Raw genomic sequence first — 15,661 nt, forward strand, 5'->3', positions numbered from 1 at the left:
AGGAAGAAATGGACAGCCTTAGCTGTCCATTTTGAGCGCCGAAATAAACGCTTCCTGCGGGATATCGACCTTCCCGAACTGACGCATCTTCTTCTTACCCGCCTTCTGCTTGTCCAGCAGCTTGCGTTTCCGCGTGGCGTCGCCGCCGTAACACTTCGCGGTCACGTCCTTACGCAGCGCCGAGAGGGTCTCGCGGGCGATGACCTTGCCTCCGATGGCGGCCTGGATCGGGATTTTGAACATGTGGCGCGGGATCAGGTCCTTGAGCTTTTCGCACATCGCGCGGCCCCGCATCTCGGCCCGGTCTCGGTGAACCATGGTCGACAGCGCATCGACGGGTTCGTCATTCACCAGCACCGACATCTTGACCAGATTGTCCTCGGTATAGCCGGTCATCTGGTAGTCGAAGGACGCGTAGCCTTTGGTCACCGATTTCAGGCGGTCGTAGAAGTCAAAGACGACCTCGTTAAGCGGCAGGTCATAGACGACCATCGCACGTGACCCCGCATAGGTCAGGTCCAGCTGGATGCCACGGCGGTCCTGGCACAGTTTCAGCACGTCGCCGAGGTATTCGTCGGGCACCAGAATGGTCGCCTTGATGCGCGGTTCCTCGATATGATCGACCTTCGAAGGGTCGGGCATATCGGCGGGGTTGTGCAGCTCGATCATCTCACCGTCTTTCATGTAGACGTGATAGATCACCGACGGTGCGGTGGTGATCAGTTCGATATCATACTCGCGCTCGATGCGGTCGCGGATGACCTCTAGGTGCAGCAGGCCCAGGAAGCCGCAGCGAAAGCCAAAGCCCAGTGCCGCCGAGGTTTCCATTTCGAAGGAGAACGAGGCGTCGTTCAGCGCCAGTTTGTCGATCGCATCGCGCAGGTCTTCGAATTCGGAACTGTCGACGGGAAAGAGGCCACAGAACACCACCGGCTGCGCGGGTTTGAACCCGTCCAGCGCGTCTTCAGTCCCATTGCGATCATTGGTGATAGTGTCACCAACGCGGGTGTCGCGGACCTGTTTGATTGAAGCGGTGAGAAAGCCGATCTCACCGGGGCCGAGGCTGTCGACCATCTCCATCTCGGGGCGGAAGACGCCGACGCGGTCCACATGATGGAGGGTCCCGTTCGACATGAACTTGACCCGCATCCCCTTTTTCAGCGTGCCGTCCATGATGCGGACCAGAACGATCACTCCCAGATAGGCGTCGTACCAAGAATCCACCAGCATCGCCTTGAGCGGCGCGTCCAGATTGCCTTGTGGTGCGGGCAGTTGCTGGACGATAGCCTCAAGCGTCTCATGGATACCCTGCCCCGTCTTGGCGCTGACCTGAATGGCGTCGGTCGCGTCGATGCCGATCACGTCCTCGATCTGTTCCGCCACGCGGTCACAATCGGACGCGGGCAGGTCGATCTTGTTCAGCACCGGCACGATCTCATGATCGGCGTCAATGGCTTGGTACACATTCGCCAGCGTCTGCGCCTCGACCCCTTGGGTCGAGTCCACAACCAGCAGCGAGCCCTCGACCGCGCGCATCGACCGGCTGACCTCATAGGCAAAGTCCACGTGGCCGGGGGTGTCGATCAGGTTCAGCACATATGCCTCGCCATTGTCCGCGGTATAGTCGATGCGGACCGTGTTGGCCTTGATGGTGATGCCACGTTCCCGCTCGATATCCATGCTGTCGAGCAGCTGTTCCTTCATGTCGCGATCCTTGACCGTTCCGGTCTCTTGGATGAGCCGGTCAGCAAGGGTGGATTTGCCATGGTCGATATGCGCGACGATGGAGAAATTGCGGATATGAGCGAGGTCTGTCATAGCGACGGGATATGGTTCGAAAACAGTCGCTGGTCAAGGTGGGACAGCCCCATGCGAACGCCTTTGTTCGCGTGGCTTGTCGGATGTCATGCAGGCTCGTTTTTGATCAGTTCAGCATTCATCCAATGCGTGTCGCTTTGCACATGATCTTCGCGCACATACTTGGCCAGGCGGGTTGGCATATCCTGTTCCGAAAATGCAGCCATATCACAAACCACGAAACCCTCTTGCCTATCGAGATCGAGGTTGGAAAGAACAGTGCTAACAACCTGATCCGAAAACGGCCCGCGATGCAGTTCTGGTACCGGCGCGATCCCAAGTTCGGCAAAGCGAAAGAGAGTCGCGTCCCAGGCCTGAACCTCCTCTTGTTTGATCCATACAAAACCCAGAAAAAAGGATGGTAAAGCGGGATACACGATAGAGTGGCGTTCAAAGAGATACTCGCCAACAATACGCTCATTCTCGGCCAGTTGAGGTGAGATGCCAGCCGCAAAAGCTTTCATCCAATCGCGCGACGGATGGTATCGGGCATCAAGGCTGCGTGGATGGCAGCCCTGGTTGTGAATAGTCGTATTCTCACCGTCCATTTTCTCGGTGAAGACCACCTCATCGGCGGCAACCAGCCCGTCGACACTGCGCATGATTTTGTCATCGCTGGTAGCCCCAGGGGATTGTGGCAAATGGAATGTGCGGCCGTACTTCTTAAGCATTTTATTTTCAAATCCGTTGGTTTGCCTAAGCAAATGCGACTTTGCTCCACTGCCCAATCACATTTTCGCACCCCCCGATTGATCCTGAATCCAGTTTGATTCATACTCCGCTAAAGGCCGAGAGGGGCGCAAGATCCCTCCGGGCAGGCAAAAACGAGGCTCGAGCATGAAAAAGTTCCTCTTAATAGCATTGTGTGCTGCGTCTGTGGCAAGTTCTCCGTTGGCGGTTGAGGCCGCGCAAATCAAGCGGGCATGTCTGGCGTCGGACCGGTCGGCTGCGACGCGGGATCGGTGCAGTTGCATTCAACGCGTGGCCGATCAGGCGCTGACGCGCAGCGACCAAAAGACCGTCTCGAAATGGTTCGCTGACCCCCATCAGGCGCAGGAGCTGAAAATGTCACGCACCGCGCGGGATGATGCGCTATGGGATCGATATCAGAATTTTGGCCAGATGGCGCAGGCGATCTGTAGCTAAATACCTCAGCATCCTTGACCTGACCCGTCCTGCGCCCCAGAAAAGGCGCAGCAAAAGGGGTGTGCGATGGTGATGAAAGGGCTGACTTTGCGGGGCCTTGAAGTGTTCGAGGCCTTGGCGCGCACCGGTTCGGTGGCGCAGGCGGCCGAGATCACCGGGCTCAGCCAGCCATCGGTAAGCCAGCAATTACGCAATCTGGAAAACGCGTTGGGCACCGAACTGGTCGACCACGGACGCCGCCCAATGCGGCTGACGCAGGCCGGGCGCAGCTTTCTGACCCGCGCTGAGACGGTTTTGGCCGAATTGCAAATGGCCCAGAGCGAATTGACCGTGATGGATCTGGGTCATCTGACTACCCTGTCCATCGGGCTGATCGACGATTTCGACAATGACCTGACACCCAGACTGGCGACATTGCTGGCCGACAGCCTGACGCGTTCGAAATTCAAACTGATCACCCTGCCCAGTCTTGATCTGTTCGCCGATCTCGAGGCACAGCGCCTGCACATGGCCGTATCAGCCCATTCGGGTGAAGTGCTTGAAGGCGTTGCTGAATACCCGCTGGTGCAGGACCCGTTCATTCTGGTGACCCCTAAAGGAGCGCAGGATGCAGTGCAGACCCTACCCTTTCTGCGCTACGCCCGTGAACAGCTTATCAGCCGCCAGATCGAGGCACATCTGGCCCGCCAGAAACTAGAGTTCGAGGAACGGTTCGAGATCGGTTCGCACCTTGCGTTGATGGCGATGGTCGCGCGCGGCCTTGGCTGGGCCATCACCACGCCCTTAGGGTTCATGCGCGCCGCCCGGTTCCACGACGGGCTTGAGGCGCACCCTGCCCCGTTTGGGGACTTTTCTCGAATGATCTCGCTGTTCACCCGCACCGACTGGTCCGATCAGGTTCCGCAAGAGGTGGCCGATATGATGCGCCGACTGATGCGCAGCCAGATCGTGGACCCGGCCTTGACGCAACTGCCTTGGCTGGACGGTCGGCTTAAGGTGATGGCCTAACCACGCAGATGAGCGGCGAGGCCTTCCACAGCGGCCTCGATCAAGTCCAAAGCTCCGTCAAAATCACGGGTGTAATAGGGGTCGGGCACATGGTCCGCGCCGGTTTCCGGGGCAAAATCGGTCAGCAAGCGGACCGGAGTGTCGCTGCCCTCGGGGCGCAGATCCTCGATATTGGCGATGTTGTCGGCATCCATGCCAAGGATCAAATCAAACCGGTTGAAATCCTCGGCCACAAATTTCCGGGCGCGCAAATCGCCCAGTGCTACCCCCCGTACCATTGCTGCCTTCTGCATCGGCCCATAGGGCGGGTCGCCGACATGCCAGCCCGAGGTCCCGGCGCTATCAGTCGTATGATGTGGTGCACGGGCGCGAAACACGCCCTCGGCAGCGGGTGAACGGCAGATATTGCCCAAACAGACAAACAGGATACGGTGGCTCATGCACCAAGGTGTAACGTGTGAGGTAGGAATGGAAAAGATTGTCATCCTGACCGGAGCCGGAATCTCGGCCGAAAGCGGGTTGGGCACATTTCGGGACGAAGGCGGGCTTTGGTCTCAGCATCGGATAGAAGATGTCGCTACACCCGAAGGGTTTGCGCGTGACCCGGCCTTGGTACAGGGGTTCTACAATGCCCGCCGCACACAGGCGGCGAACGCGCAGCCCAATCCGGCCCATCAAGCGCTGACCCGGTTGCAACGCAACTGGCCCGGTGATGTTGTGATCGTGACCCAAAACGTAGATAGCCTGCACGAAGCCGGCGGGGCCAAAAACGTTCTTCATATGCACGGAACTCTTGCAGGGGCGCTTTGCGCCGCGTGCGACCACCGCTGGGTTGCCCCCCCGAAGATGTCCGTGGGTGAATCCTGTCCCGCATGTGCCGCACCGTCTGCCAGACCCGACGTAGTTTGGTTCGGAGAGATGCCTTATCACATGGAAACCATCTACGATCACCTTTCCGAGGCTGCGATCTTTGCTTCGATCGGAACTTCTGGGCAGGTCTATCCGGCCGCCGCTTTCGTGCACGAGGCTGCCAATGCTGGTGCACGGACCGTCGAATTAAACCTTGAACCCTCGGATGGCGCGTCCAGCTTTGAAACGGTCATCCTCGGCCCGGCGTCGGAAACAGTCCCACGCTGGGTCGACGACCTGCTGGGGCAACAATAGACGTCAGATACAAAAGAGATTTATTGTATACTGAACCCGCGACCACAACCGGAGGCCCACATGACCGACCCTCATACGCCGCACGAAGAAATCCTTGATAGCCACAGCCTGGACGGTCGCGAAGCGATGGGAGAGCAGCTGGCCAATCTGTGGTGGACTTTTTTATTGCGCGGCATTCTCGCCGGTGTGTTGGGGGTTGCAGCGTTGTTCTGGCCGACGGGCAGCATTTCGCTTCTGTTGCGTCTAGTCGGTCTGCTACTGGTGCTTGACGGCGGCGTCACCCTGTTTGGGTTCGGTCGACGCGGCCTGATCGGAGGATTCGGAATAGGCGCTTTGCTTATTGGGCTGGTCCTTCTGATCTGGCCCGAGGGCGTGGCGCGACTGACCTTCTTCCTTTTCGGTGCATGGGCCCTGATTGCTGGCGTCGGTTCGCTGGCAGCGTGGCGAGAAATACCGGATCAGCATCCAGATTCGGCAACCTTCCGCAATTCAGGGATCGTCGCGTTGCTGATTGGGCTGGTTCTAATGTTCTGGCCGGTCACTGGAATGGTGGCACTGGGCTGGGCCATTGCGTTTTCGGCGCTGGCCTTCTCGGGGGTCATGATCTTCCTCGCATTGCGTTTCAAATCCGCCCGCGACCGCGTTTCGATGCGCGTCGTCAACCGCTAGACTCGACGCAAGCAGGCCGGGCTCAGCCCGGCCTGACGCGTGGATGACCGCCGCAAAGCGGCGCGAAGACGCGCGTAGCCTCAGTGCGAATGCGACCCGTGCCCACCAGCGTCGTGACGCTTCAGATCAACCGGAATGTCAACCTCGACCTCGCCGGCCTTTTCGAAGATCAAAGTGACAGGGACAGTGGATCCTTCTTCGAAAGGCGCCGTCAGCCCCATGAACATGACGTGGTCCCCTCCGCGTTTCAGCGCACGCGCCTCACCCGCCGGGATCACGAACCCTTCCTCGACATGGATCATCTTGGCAACGCCGTTGGCATCAACCTCATGCGTGTGCAGTTCAACCCGCGCCGCAGCCTCAGATTCAACGGCGATCAACCGGTCATCTGCGTCACCGGTGTTTTCGATCATCATGAACGCCGCACCGGCTTTGGCAGTCTTGCCGGACGAACGCGCATAAGCATCTTCGACTGCAATCGAATCTTGTGCCACCGCAGCGGTTGCAATGGTGGCGGCGGCCAGAGTGGCCAATAGTTTGAATGAAAAGCGCATCTGGCTTCTCCTGCTTTAAGTGTCTGAGAATAAGTTGATTGTCAGAACACGACAGGAGGAGCCCGCGCAGGGTGATGTGGAATTGGTGCCGCAATCAGGTTGCGGCGTGTCCGTGCGGGTTGAACCTGATCGGGCTTTGGCGCTTCGGGCACGCGGGACGAAACATCAAGGACCGCCCCAAGCAACGTCATCGCATAGTCCGGACAGAAATGCGGAGGCTGCGTGGGTTGTCCATCCGCATCCGTATAGACGACCACAGGGCCGTCTCCGGTACACAAGACCATCTGCCCAACGGCAGTTTCCATGCCCCTAGACGCGGCTACTCCTTGCCCGGTGAGCAAGACAAGCAGCGACAATACAAAAGGCAACGTCTTATGCAGAACAGCTTTCATTTCGCCTTTGATATAGGCCGGACGTTAAGAGGGCTTCAAGCGCAATCGAAAACGCTTGAAGCCCGTGGGTCAGGAGGAAAGTATCAACCGTCCCGTTCGGTACGCTTGACAGACCCTTTGGTCAGGCTTGTATGCAACCTGTTCACCTGACGTTGCATCCGAAAACATGTCCCAAAGGTTTTGCCGAAAAAAGCGGCCAACAGGGAGAAAGATTCGAGAGATTTGAAAGACATGAGAATGATCTCCGTCGGATGAATATGCTTAAACATAACGTCATTCAGAGCGGAGGTATGTGAACAAAATCACTCCATATCCACGGATTGTCACCAAATCGCGCTTTTTGGCTTTGATGCAATAGAAAAGGCCCTGCGCCATCATGGGTACAGGGCCGAATATTTTACATGTGAAAAAGGCTTAGGCCGAGGCTTGTGCCTTGGCGATTTCCTTTTTCACTTTCAGCGCGTTAGCCGACAGTTCGTCGTCCTTGGCTTTGGCCAGGAACGCGTCCAGACCACCGCGGTGGTCGACCGAGCGCAGAGCAGCCGCCGAGATGCGCAGCTTTACGCCACGACCCAGGGTTTCCGACTGCAGGGTAACGTCGTTCAGGTTCGGCAGGAAACGACGACGAGTTCTGTTTTTGGCGTGGCTGACATTGTTGCCAGTCATCGGGCCTTTTCCGGTCAGTTCGCAACGGCGCGACATGGTTTCTTCCTTTGTTTCTGGAGGCCCGGCATAACGCCTCGGCCAAATCACAAGGGGCGCAACCCGAAGTCGCGCCCGAAAACTGGTTGGATGCGTGTAGTGGGAATCGCCGGAAGGGTCAAGACGGATCGCGCGGATTCTTTACGCCAACTTCGTTTGTTCAGCCAGCAGGTCCCGATTGCGACCACAAAAGCGGTTTACCGTTTTTACGATGGCGTTCCAACAACCGGGCTTGCTGCCGTGCCTCAGGTATCAATCTGGCGGTTTCTCGCGTGGGAAGACCCTTGGCCAAGTCTGGGAAAATCTCGAAAATCTCACGCCGCGCATTGGGGTCCAACGCCCGCAACGCCTCAACACCGGTGAAAAGGCTTTCAGTCGGCGCTCCTCCGGCAAAAACAACTTGATGCTCATCAAACAACAGGTGGAAATACTCCACCTCATCCACGTTCTCGTCAACGTAAATGCCGGGCGTATCAACAAGTCTGATTGCGGCAACAAGGACTTCGGGCGCACCAAACATTCGCTGCGCGATCCGGGACCGCACTAGCATTCGATGCTGTCGCGATACCAAAAGGTCTTCGTGCGGCAGGCCATCACCAAGCGCCCCTGCTGATATACGAACTGGTCGCAGACGAGGGTTGGCCTGTAAATTTTCCTTGAAAATGCTGCGTCGCCCAATCCATCGCAGCGCTTGCACGCCTTGTCCCAGCGTCAGAACTTCGTCCCCAACCCTCAGCGTCTGGATGCAACGGTCACCTTTGGTCGTCAAAATCTTGGTGTCTCGAGTAAAGCACGGCACGCCCGACCCGTTTTCGAAAGCACTGTATGTGACGGTTGTGCCCGACGGCAGCGTGAACGTGCCACTGGACACCGAATAGGCAACCCCGGCCTCAACCGTGAACGTACCGAATGTGGCGTCGTTAACGACCGTGCCTTCTGGTAGGTTCAGCGTGTCTGTACCGCTTCCGCCGACGACGTCGTCGCTGACGGTCGTACTGCTGAAATTGAGCGTGTCATTACCCGCCCCAAGCCTGATAGAGCCGACATTAGACCCGCTGACTGTTATCGTATCGGAATTTGCACCGCCCGAGACTCGTCCAATCACAGTACTATTGGAAATGACAATGTTGTCGTTACCCGTATTCCCAACAACGTTGTCGGAAATCGTGCTGTCCGTGACCGTGATATCGTCATCGCCGCCTCGACCGCGAATGTTATCAATAGGAGACCCTTGCGGAGTGCCGTTCAGCGTCCCGCTGTCGTTTGTGACGTCAATATCATCGCCACTGTTGGTCCCATTGATACGAGGCATAGTCTCAGGTCCTGCGATTTATACGATCAGGATACCATCTTTACGCGCATTCGACAGCCCCCCGCACGCAGCACGGGAAACTCGGTTTCACATCACGCAATTCTTGTCTTCAGGAGTATCCCTGGCCCGGCATCAGGTTCGATAACAGTGTTTCTGCCGCCACTGACGGGCTTAGTCCCTCTTCTCGAACCGCGTTGCCCAGCCGTTCCATCTCGGCGCGGGCCTGTGGGGTCGCAAGCCGCGACAAGAGCGCTGTACGCACTTCCTGTTCAAACCAGAACTGCGCCTGCTCCGCTCGGTTCGTGGACCAATACCCGCTTTCCTTGCGCCAATTTGTTAAAGAGCGCATTTCGTCCCAGGATTGCTCAAGCCCATGCTCTTCAACCGCAGAGACCGTCATGGCCTTGGGGAAACCTTCAGGGTCCTGCGGGCGCTTTCTCAGCAAACGCAGCGCTCCGGCATAGTCGGCACAGGTCCGTGTGGCCGTTGCCTTGAGATCTCCATCCGCCTTGTTGACAAGGATGATGTCGGCCATCTCCATAATACCGCGCTTGACCCCTTGCAGCTCGTCCCCACCTGCAGGGGCCAGCAGCAAAAGAAACAGGTCTGACATCTCGGACACCACGGTTTCCGACTGCCCTACTCCAACCGTTTCAATCAAAACCACATCAAACCCAGCTGCCTCGCACAGGGCGATGGCTTCGCGCGTTCGACGCGCAACACCGCCCAAATGGCTTTGGCTGGGGGAAGGTCGGATAAAGGCGGCAGGTTCCCGGCTTAGGCGCTCCATCCGGGTTTTGTCGCCCAAAATCGAGCCCCCAGAACGGGTCGAACTGGGATCGACGGCCAGAACCGCCACGCGCAATCCTTGACCGATCAGCATCATGCCAAAGCTTTCGATGAACGTGGATTTACCGACGCCCGGCGTACCTGACAGCCCAATCCGCAATGCCTGTTTCCCCGCGCCTGCGAGACGCGCCAGCAATTCGCTGGCCTGCGCTCGATGATCGGCGCGGCCGCTTTCTACCAAGGTTATCGCACGGGCCAGCGCGCGCCGATCTCCGTTTAAAATCCTGTCACTCAGGCTGTCTATTTCCATTTTAACCCCGATCTTTTGCGGCACGACTACTTGCCGTCGCTGAAGCCGATTTGTCCAGACCGGACTGCGCCGGAATCCGTTTGGATGTAAGCAGGTCGTCACCTGCAAACCACAGAACTGGACGCCGCCCGATGCTTGGCGGATAAAGCCCGCATGACTCGCCTGCCCATTGAAGACGCCATCCCCGATCTGCTGGACGCCCTACGAGCTTCGGGGCGCGCCGTGCTGCAAGCGCCCCCGGGCGCGGGCAAGACGACTCGTGTGCCTTTAGCAATGCTCGAGGCAGGGCTGTGCGCTGACAAGATCGTGATGCTGGAACCCCGTCGGCTGGCTGCCCGTGCCGCAGCGGAACGCATGGCCGAAACGCTGGGCGAGCGCGTGGGGGAAACTATCGGCTACCGGGTGCGTGGCGAGGCAAAAGTGTCCAAATCCACCCGGATCGAGGTTGTGACCGAAGGCATTCTGACCCGGATGCTGCAATCCGACCCCGATCTGCCCGGCGTCAGCGCGGTGATCTTCGATGAATTCCACGAACGGTCCTTGAATGCCGATCTAGGGCTGGCGCTTTGCCTCGAAGTGATGGGCGCGCTGCGCGACGATCTGATCCTGCTGGCAATGTCCGCGACATTGGACGCTGAACCGGTCGGACATTTGATGGGCGCTCCGCTAGTGACGTCTGCGGGCCGCAGTTTTCCGGTCGAGACACGCTGGCTGGACCGCCCGCTTGGTCCGCAAGCACGGCGGTTGGATGCGTTGGTCGATCTGGTGGTTCAGGCCGAGCGTGAAACGGCAGGCGGAATGCTTGTGTTTCTGCCCGGGGAGGGTGAAATACGCCGCGCCGAGACCGCTTTGGCCGGACGCTTGCCTAACGGATGCACGCTGCGCCCCTTGTTCGGCGCAATGCCCTTTGCGGCACAACGCAAGGCCATAGCTCCGATTGAGGACGGGCGTAAGATCGTTCTTGCCACGTCGATTGCCGAAACTTCTCTAACCATTCCAGATATTCGTGTTGTGGTCGATATGGGGCAGGCGCGCCGCGCGCGGTTTGATCCGGGCTCGGGGATGTCCAGGTTGGTGACAGAACGCGTCACACGTGCCGAGGCCACCCAGCGCGCAGGCCGCGCGGGGCGCGTGGCAGAAGGGGTCTGTTATCGCCTTTGGTCCAAAGGGGAAGAGGGCGCGCTCGCCGCTTATCCCCCAGCCGAGATCGAAGCCGCCGACCTAACCGGTCTGGCGCTGGAGCTTGCGCTTTGGGGGGCTGAAGTAAACGACCTCGCCTTTCTGACCCCTCCGCCCGAAGGCACCATGGCCGAAGCCCGCAGCTTGTTGACCATGTTGGGCGCTTTGGACGGTAAGGGGCGGATCACCGCTCACGGACGCGCCCTATCGGCCCTGCCCCTGCATCCCCGGCTAGGGCACATGCTAGAGCGTGCCGGGCCGGACGCATCCTCTCTGGCTGCGCTGATGGCCGAACGAGACCCGCTGCGCGGCGCGCCGACCGATATGTTGCTGCGGCTAGAAGCACTACGCGATCTGCGCGCCTTTCAACGCAATCGCATCTGGCAAGTGAATTCGGGGGCGATTGACCGCATAAATGCCGAAGCCAAGCGGCTGCGCCGAAATGGAAAGCCATCTGATCTGAGCCCCGCAGCCATGGCTGCGCTGGCCTACCCCGACCGTATTGGCCAGCGTCGCAAGGGTGACGATCCGCGATATGTTTTGTCTGGCGGAAAAGGTGTAGTGTTGGACAGTGCCGACACTTTGGCAGCGAGCCCTTATCTGGTTGTCACAGACACCGACGGCAACCCACGTGAGGCGCGTGTGCGCATGGCCGCGCAAATATCCGAGCGCGAAATTCGCGATCTGTTCGCGGATCAGATCGACTGGGTTGATAGCTGCGTCTGGTCCAAACGGGACCGCCGCGTTATTGCGCGCCGTCAAGAGCGGTTGGGTGCCATAACTCTGGACGACCGCATTTGGAAAGACGTGCCCGAAGACATCCTGGCTATGGCAATGCTGGACGGAGTGCGCGATCTGGGTCTGCGCTTGAACGGCGCATCGGCGCGTCTGGCCGCGCGGGTCGAATTGGTCAGGGCCGAGGGCGTCGACCTGCCCGATTTCTCACCTGACGGGCTGGCTGCGTCGTTAGAGGACTGGTTGCTGCCGATGCTCTCGGGCGTGCGATCGGCTGACGACTGGAAAAAGTTCGACCTGCTAACTGCATTGCGCGCCCGGTTGGATTGGAACCAGACACAGGAACTGGACCGGCGCGCACCCGGATCATTCGAAACACCTTTGGGTCGGAAAGTGCCGATTGACTACGGCGGTGCGGCCCCCGAAATCTCGGTCCGGTTGCAGGAGCTGTTCGGAGTAACCCGCCATCCGATCGTGGGCGGCGAGCCCCTCAAGATCACTCTGCTGTCCCCCGCCCAGCGCCCAATCCAGATTACACGGGACTTACCGGGGTTCTGGGCCGGCTCATACGCAGACGTTCGCAAAGATATGCGCGCCCAATATCCCAAACACCCCTGGCCAGAGGATCCAACCCAAGCTGATCCGACACTGCGCGCAAAACGCCGACGTTGATCCGCTTGTGACAGACTGATCCTTTTCCGGGCACAAAGACCGCCAACACGGATCAAACCTTCACCCGTTCATTGAACATATACCATTTCGTTGTTATGTGCTGCTCTGAGGAGGCGCCCTGACCACAGGGCGTAAGAGCATGACAAAATGGCTGCACAATATTTGGGAAGAGGTCGCAAGACCTCTGATCCTGCGCCCGCGCAGGGTGCAATTTGCCGCGTTGTGCACTCGGAATACAAACGAGGGCGTGCAGGTACTACTGATCACAAGCCGGGATACGGGACGTTGGATCATACCAAAAGGTTGGCCGATTGACGGGCTCAATGGTGCACAGACCGCAAGACAGGAAGCCTGGGAAGAAGCCGGGGTAAGGGCGCGAACCGTTCAGGAAAAACCCGTCGGGCAATTTGCATATGAGAAAATCCTCAAGGATGGCTCGGCACAACCCGTTCTGACGACGGTTTTCCGCATCGAGGTTCAGGACCTGGCCGAAGACTTCCCAGAAAAAGACCAGCGCACACGCGAGTGGGTATCGCCCACGACCGCAGCCGAGAGGGTGCACGAGCCCGAGCTGCGTGACTTGCTGAGACGATTGTAACAATTTAGCGACAAATTGATGACACCGGTGTTGTCCTTGAACCGGAAACCGGATAGCGGCATGCGTCGATCCGATTTTCGGTATGAAACACTATGTCAGACCAAAGCTCAAAAACCCGATGGCAAACGCTGGACAGCGATCTGAATCGTATCTCACGCGTTGAGACCGCGAATGTCCACGTGGCACGCCCCATGCTGGCACCGGGGATTGCGCTGGCCTTTATTGCCCTTGCCGGTTTGTCGGCGGCAGTTCTGTTTGGCCAGGCAGATGGTGGACTAATCGTAGTCGCAGCAGCCGCGTTCGGCGCTTACATGGCGATCAACATCGGCGCCAATGACGTGGCCAACAACATGGGCCCAGCCGTCGGCGCCAATGCGCTGTCCATGGGTGGCGCCATTGTTATCGCAGCGATTGCCGAAAGCGCTGGAGCATTGCTCGCCGGAGGAGACGTGGTTTCCACGATTTCGAAAGGCATCATCGACCCGGCCTCGGTTCAGACAAGCAACGTGTTTATCTGGGCTATGATGGCTGCGCTGATATCTTCGGCGATGTGGGTTAACCTTGCCACTTGGGTTGGCGCTCCGGTTTCGACCACACATTCGGTCGTGGGTGGGGTTATGGGCGCAGGTATTGCCGCAGCCGGTCTAAGCGCCGTCAACTGGGCAACCATGAGCGCTATTGCGGCAAGCTGGGTCATCTCTCCGGTATTGGGTGGGGTGATTGCTGCGGGTTTCCTTGGGTTGATCAAGGCCAAAATTCAATATCAGGATGACAAGATCGCTGCTGCACGGCGATGGGTTCCCATTCTGGTCGGCGTCATGGCCGGAGCATTCGCGACATATTTGGCCGTTAAAGGGCTGAAGCGGATCGTGAAAGTCGATCTGGAAATCGCACTACTGGTTGGGTTGCTGTCGGGAATTTTGGCGTGGTCGGCAACTATTCCATGGGTGCGCCGCAAATCCGAAGGGCTGGAAAACCGGACCAAATCACTGAAGTCCTTGTTCGGTTTGCCGCTGGTCATCTCGGCTACATTCCTTAGCTTCGCCCACGGCGCCAACGATGTCGCCAACGCAGTCGGCCCCTTGGCCGCAATCGTGCACGCGGCCGAGTTCGGTGACTTTGCTTCGAAAGTTGCGATTCCGACATGGGTTATGGTGATCGGGGCCTTCGGGATATCTTTCGGCTTATTCCTGTTCGGGCCCAAACTGATCCGCATGGTTGGCAGCCAGATCACCAAACTGAACCCGATGCGTGCCTTTTGCGTGGCTCTGTCGGCTGCGATTACCGTGATCGTGGCAAGCTGGCTGGGTCTGCCCGTCAGTTCGACACATATCGCTGTTGGCGCCGTGTTCGGCGTTGGTTTTTATCGTGAATGGCATTCAGATCGCCGCTGGAAAGCCTCGAACCAGCAGCGACCGCCCCAGCGTCGTTTGGCGCGGGAAGAGCATAAGCGGCGCAAACTGGTGCGGCGTTCGCATTTCATGACCATTATCGCAGCATGGGTTGTTACGGTTCCGGCTGCTGCTGCTATGTCAGCCGTGATTTTCTGGATGCTGACGGCCTTTCAATAAAACAATGCTCACCCCCTGATTTGCCGCGGGGTCATCGAAGTGGTGGGTCGACCTTCGATAAGGTCGCGAACCTTCTGGCAAATCGGCGCAGCCCGGCCCTGGACAGCTGCGAGGCGAATGATCTCGCCTTGCAGGCTGTCAATCTCGGTTGGCCTACCGTCCATCAGATCATAGGCCATGGATGTGCGCGCCGAAGGATCAATCGTCAACATCCGGGCGGCTATTCGACTAAACAGCAGGGTCGGCAGGCGCAGGATGAAAGGCGTCATCCAAGCCGGAAGCGGTGTGGTCGAGGCCACGGAAAGACCTGCTGATTTCAGAACCGCATGGGCTTCGGCCATCTGATCGGCCATCAGCTTACGCCATTCCCGATCCAAAAGCTGGTCCTTCAACGTCAGTCCCGACAAGGCATTCAGCGCATTATTGAGGTTGATCAGCAACTTGCCCCATTGCACCGCCTCGATCTGATCGCTTTCAACAACTGGCAGGTTCGGATTGCTCAGCTTTTGCCCCAGCGCGCCAGCACCGCTCTCGATCACAATCTCTCCCGAAGTCGCCCGATGGAAACTGCCGGGGTCGGTCGGGACCACATTGAACGGAACCATCCCGGCCCGCACGTCCCGCCCCGGCAGGGCCGCGCGCAAAGTCCGGGTGTTTTCCACCCCATTCTGCCACGACAATATTGGCGCTGACGAAGGTGCGTATCGCGCGATCAATTCAGCCATCTCGGCCGTCGCCGGGGTTTTGACAGTCACGATGACGGCTTCGGCATCTGCAAGACAGTCCGGAACCTCGGAGAGAGTCAGGTCCGAGACATGTTGCTGCAGACCCGAGAAGTCGGTGACCGTCAGACCTCGGTCCTTGATCGGAGCAAAGATGCGCGCACGTCCAAGCAGTGTGACATCGTGGCCGCCCTGAGACAGCAAAGCCCCGCAATAACACCCGATACTGCCCGCGCCAGCGATCACGATTTTCATGGCGACCCTCCCCTTTCGGTAAAGAT

At 58.6% G+C, this 15,661-nt stretch carries 16 protein-coding genes; 7 read left to right on the top strand and 9 right to left on the bottom strand.

Annotated features, from left to right (window positions below; all coding sequences use genetic code 11):
• Positions 1-18: 18 nt before the first annotated feature.
• Together lepA and ACR0DX_RS09005 are read right to left on the bottom strand one after the other, a co-directional pair.
• A complete protein-coding gene (gene lepA / locus ACR0DX_RS09000; protein ID WP_170355008.1) occupies positions 19-1,818 on the bottom strand; it encodes a translation elongation factor 4 in 1,800 nt (599 codons plus the stop codon).
• Positions 1,819-1,904: 86 nt separating this feature from the next.
• The gene (locus ACR0DX_RS09005; RefSeq protein WP_480845872.1) at positions 1,905-2,585 is read right to left on the bottom strand and encodes an RNA ligase family protein; all 681 of its coding nucleotides are present in this window, start codon (positions 2,583-2,585) and stop codon (positions 1,905-1,907) included.
• Positions 2,586-2,694: 109 nt separating this feature from the next.
• Between ACR0DX_RS09005 and ACR0DX_RS09010 the strand changes: the two genes are divergently transcribed.
• Both ACR0DX_RS09010 and ACR0DX_RS09015 read left to right on the top strand, forming a co-directional pair.
• A complete protein-coding gene (locus ACR0DX_RS09010; RefSeq protein ID WP_170355007.1) occupies positions 2,695-3,003 on the top strand; it encodes a hypothetical protein in 309 nt (102 codons plus the stop codon).
• A 66-nt stretch (positions 3,004-3,069) separates the two neighbouring features.
• Positions 3,070-4,011, top strand: a complete 942-nt coding sequence (locus tag ACR0DX_RS09015; protein ID WP_170355006.1) for a LysR family transcriptional regulator — start codon at positions 3,070-3,072, stop codon at positions 4,009-4,011.
• On the opposite strand, the gene ACR0DX_RS09020 is transcribed toward ACR0DX_RS09015, so the two are convergent.
• The gene (locus tag ACR0DX_RS09020; protein ID WP_170355005.1) at positions 4,008-4,451 is read right to left on the bottom strand and encodes a low molecular weight protein-tyrosine-phosphatase; all 444 of its coding nucleotides are present in this window, start codon (positions 4,449-4,451) and stop codon (positions 4,008-4,010) included. The genes ACR0DX_RS09015 and ACR0DX_RS09020 overlap by 4 nt on opposite strands.
• Positions 4,452-4,479: 28 nt before the next feature.
• Between ACR0DX_RS09020 and ACR0DX_RS09025 the strand changes: the two genes are divergently transcribed.
• The gene (locus ACR0DX_RS09025; protein ID WP_170355004.1) at positions 4,480-5,175 is read left to right on the top strand and encodes an NAD-dependent deacylase; all 696 of its coding nucleotides are present in this window, start codon (positions 4,480-4,482) and stop codon (positions 5,173-5,175) included.
• Between the two features lie 60 nt (positions 5,176-5,235).
• Entirely contained in the window at positions 5,236-5,844 is a 609-nt protein-coding gene (locus ACR0DX_RS09030; RefSeq protein WP_170355003.1) for a DUF308 domain-containing protein, read from the top strand.
• 80 nt (positions 5,845-5,924) lie between these two features.
• Here ACR0DX_RS09030 and ACR0DX_RS09035 read toward each other — a convergent pair whose 3' ends face one another.
• From ACR0DX_RS09035 to meaB, 5 genes are all read right to left on the bottom strand, one after another.
• Positions 5,925-6,398, bottom strand: coding sequence for a copper chaperone PCu(A)C (locus ACR0DX_RS09035; protein ID WP_170355002.1), 474 nt, complete (start codon positions 6,396-6,398; stop codon positions 5,925-5,927).
• Between the two features lie 41 nt (positions 6,399-6,439).
• Positions 6,440-6,703, bottom strand: a complete 264-nt coding sequence (locus tag ACR0DX_RS09040; RefSeq protein WP_234900781.1) for a hypothetical protein — start codon at positions 6,701-6,703, stop codon at positions 6,440-6,442.
• Between the two features lie 501 nt (positions 6,704-7,204).
• A complete protein-coding gene (gene rpmB / locus ACR0DX_RS09045; protein WP_008756960.1) occupies positions 7,205-7,492 on the bottom strand; it encodes a 50S ribosomal protein L28 in 288 nt (95 codons plus the stop codon).
• A 160-nt stretch (positions 7,493-7,652) separates the two neighbouring features.
• Complete coding sequence (locus ACR0DX_RS09050; protein WP_170355000.1) at positions 7,653-8,804, bottom strand: Hint domain-containing protein; 1,152 nt, start codon at positions 8,802-8,804, stop codon at positions 7,653-7,655.
• Between the two features lie 109 nt (positions 8,805-8,913).
• Complete coding sequence (gene meaB, locus ACR0DX_RS09055) at positions 8,914-9,903, bottom strand: methylmalonyl Co-A mutase-associated GTPase MeaB (RefSeq protein WP_170355071.1); 990 nt, start codon at positions 9,901-9,903, stop codon at positions 8,914-8,916.
• A 153-nt stretch (positions 9,904-10,056) separates the two neighbouring features.
• On the opposite strand from meaB, the gene hrpB reads away from it, so the two are divergent.
• The 3 genes from hrpB to ACR0DX_RS09070 all read left to right on the top strand — a co-directional run bounded on the left by hrpB (position 10,057) and on the right by ACR0DX_RS09070 (position 14,658).
• Positions 10,057-12,489 carry an ATP-dependent helicase HrpB gene (gene hrpB / locus ACR0DX_RS09060; protein WP_170724512.1) on the top strand — a complete coding sequence of 811 codons (2,433 nt, stop codon included), beginning with the start codon at positions 10,057-10,059 and terminating at the stop codon, positions 12,487-12,489.
• Between the two features lie 139 nt (positions 12,490-12,628).
• Positions 12,629-13,087 (top strand): NUDIX hydrolase, encoded by a 459-nt coding sequence (locus ACR0DX_RS09065; RefSeq protein ID WP_170354998.1) that lies wholly within the window; start codon positions 12,629-12,631, stop codon positions 13,085-13,087.
• Between the two features lie 92 nt (positions 13,088-13,179).
• Positions 13,180-14,658, top strand: coding sequence for an inorganic phosphate transporter (locus ACR0DX_RS09070; RefSeq protein ID WP_170354997.1), 1,479 nt, complete (start codon positions 13,180-13,182; stop codon positions 14,656-14,658).
• An 8-nt stretch (positions 14,659-14,666) separates the two neighbouring features.
• Here the strand turns inward: ACR0DX_RS09070 and ACR0DX_RS09075 are convergent, their stop codons facing one another.
• Positions 14,667-15,635, bottom strand: coding sequence for a 2-dehydropantoate 2-reductase (locus ACR0DX_RS09075; protein WP_170354996.1), 969 nt, complete (start codon positions 15,633-15,635; stop codon positions 14,667-14,669).
• Between the last annotated feature and the right edge of the window lie 26 nt (positions 15,636-15,661).

This window comes from Ruegeria sp. D3 (assembly GCF_056534465.1).

Coding starts and splice junctions, on each gene's coding strand:
- rpmB (WP_008756960.1), bottom strand. CDS start 7,492: ATGTCGCGCCGTTGCGAACTGACCGGAAAAGGCCCGATGACTGGCAAC.
- ACR0DX_RS09070 (WP_170354997.1), top strand. CDS start 13,180: ATGTCAGACCAAAGCTCAAAAACCCGATGGCAAACGCTGGACAGCGAT.
- lepA (WP_170355008.1), bottom strand. CDS start 1,818: ATGACAGACCTCGCTCATATCCGCAATTTCTCCATCGTCGCGCATATC.
- ACR0DX_RS09075 (WP_170354996.1), bottom strand. CDS start 15,635: ATGAAAATCGTGATCGCTGGCGCGGGCAGTATCGGGTGTTATTGCGGG.
- ACR0DX_RS09010 (WP_170355007.1), top strand. CDS start 2,695: ATGAAAAAGTTCCTCTTAATAGCATTGTGTGCTGCGTCTGTGGCAAGT.
- meaB (WP_170355071.1), bottom strand. CDS start 9,903: ATGGAAATAGACAGCCTGAGTGACAGGATTTTAAACGGAGATCGGCGC.
- ACR0DX_RS09015 (WP_170355006.1), top strand. CDS start 3,070: ATGGTGATGAAAGGGCTGACTTTGCGGGGCCTTGAAGTGTTCGAGGCC.
- ACR0DX_RS09035 (WP_170355002.1), bottom strand. CDS start 6,398: ATGCGCTTTTCATTCAAACTATTGGCCACTCTGGCCGCCGCCACCATT.
- ACR0DX_RS09025 (WP_170355004.1), top strand. CDS start 4,480: ATGGAAAAGATTGTCATCCTGACCGGAGCCGGAATCTCGGCCGAAAGC.
- ACR0DX_RS09030 (WP_170355003.1), top strand. CDS start 5,236: ATGACCGACCCTCATACGCCGCACGAAGAAATCCTTGATAGCCACAGC.
- hrpB (WP_170724512.1), top strand. CDS start 10,057: ATGACTCGCCTGCCCATTGAAGACGCCATCCCCGATCTGCTGGACGCC.
- ACR0DX_RS09050 (WP_170355000.1), bottom strand. CDS start 8,804: ATGCCTCGTATCAATGGGACCAACAGTGGCGATGATATTGACGTCACA.
- ACR0DX_RS09040 (WP_234900781.1), bottom strand. CDS start 6,703: ATGGAAACTGCCGTTGGGCAGATGGTCTTGTGTACCGGAGACGGCCCT.
- ACR0DX_RS09065 (WP_170354998.1), top strand. CDS start 12,629: ATGACAAAATGGCTGCACAATATTTGGGAAGAGGTCGCAAGACCTCTG.
- ACR0DX_RS09020 (WP_170355005.1), bottom strand. CDS start 4,451: ATGAGCCACCGTATCCTGTTTGTCTGTTTGGGCAATATCTGCCGTTCA.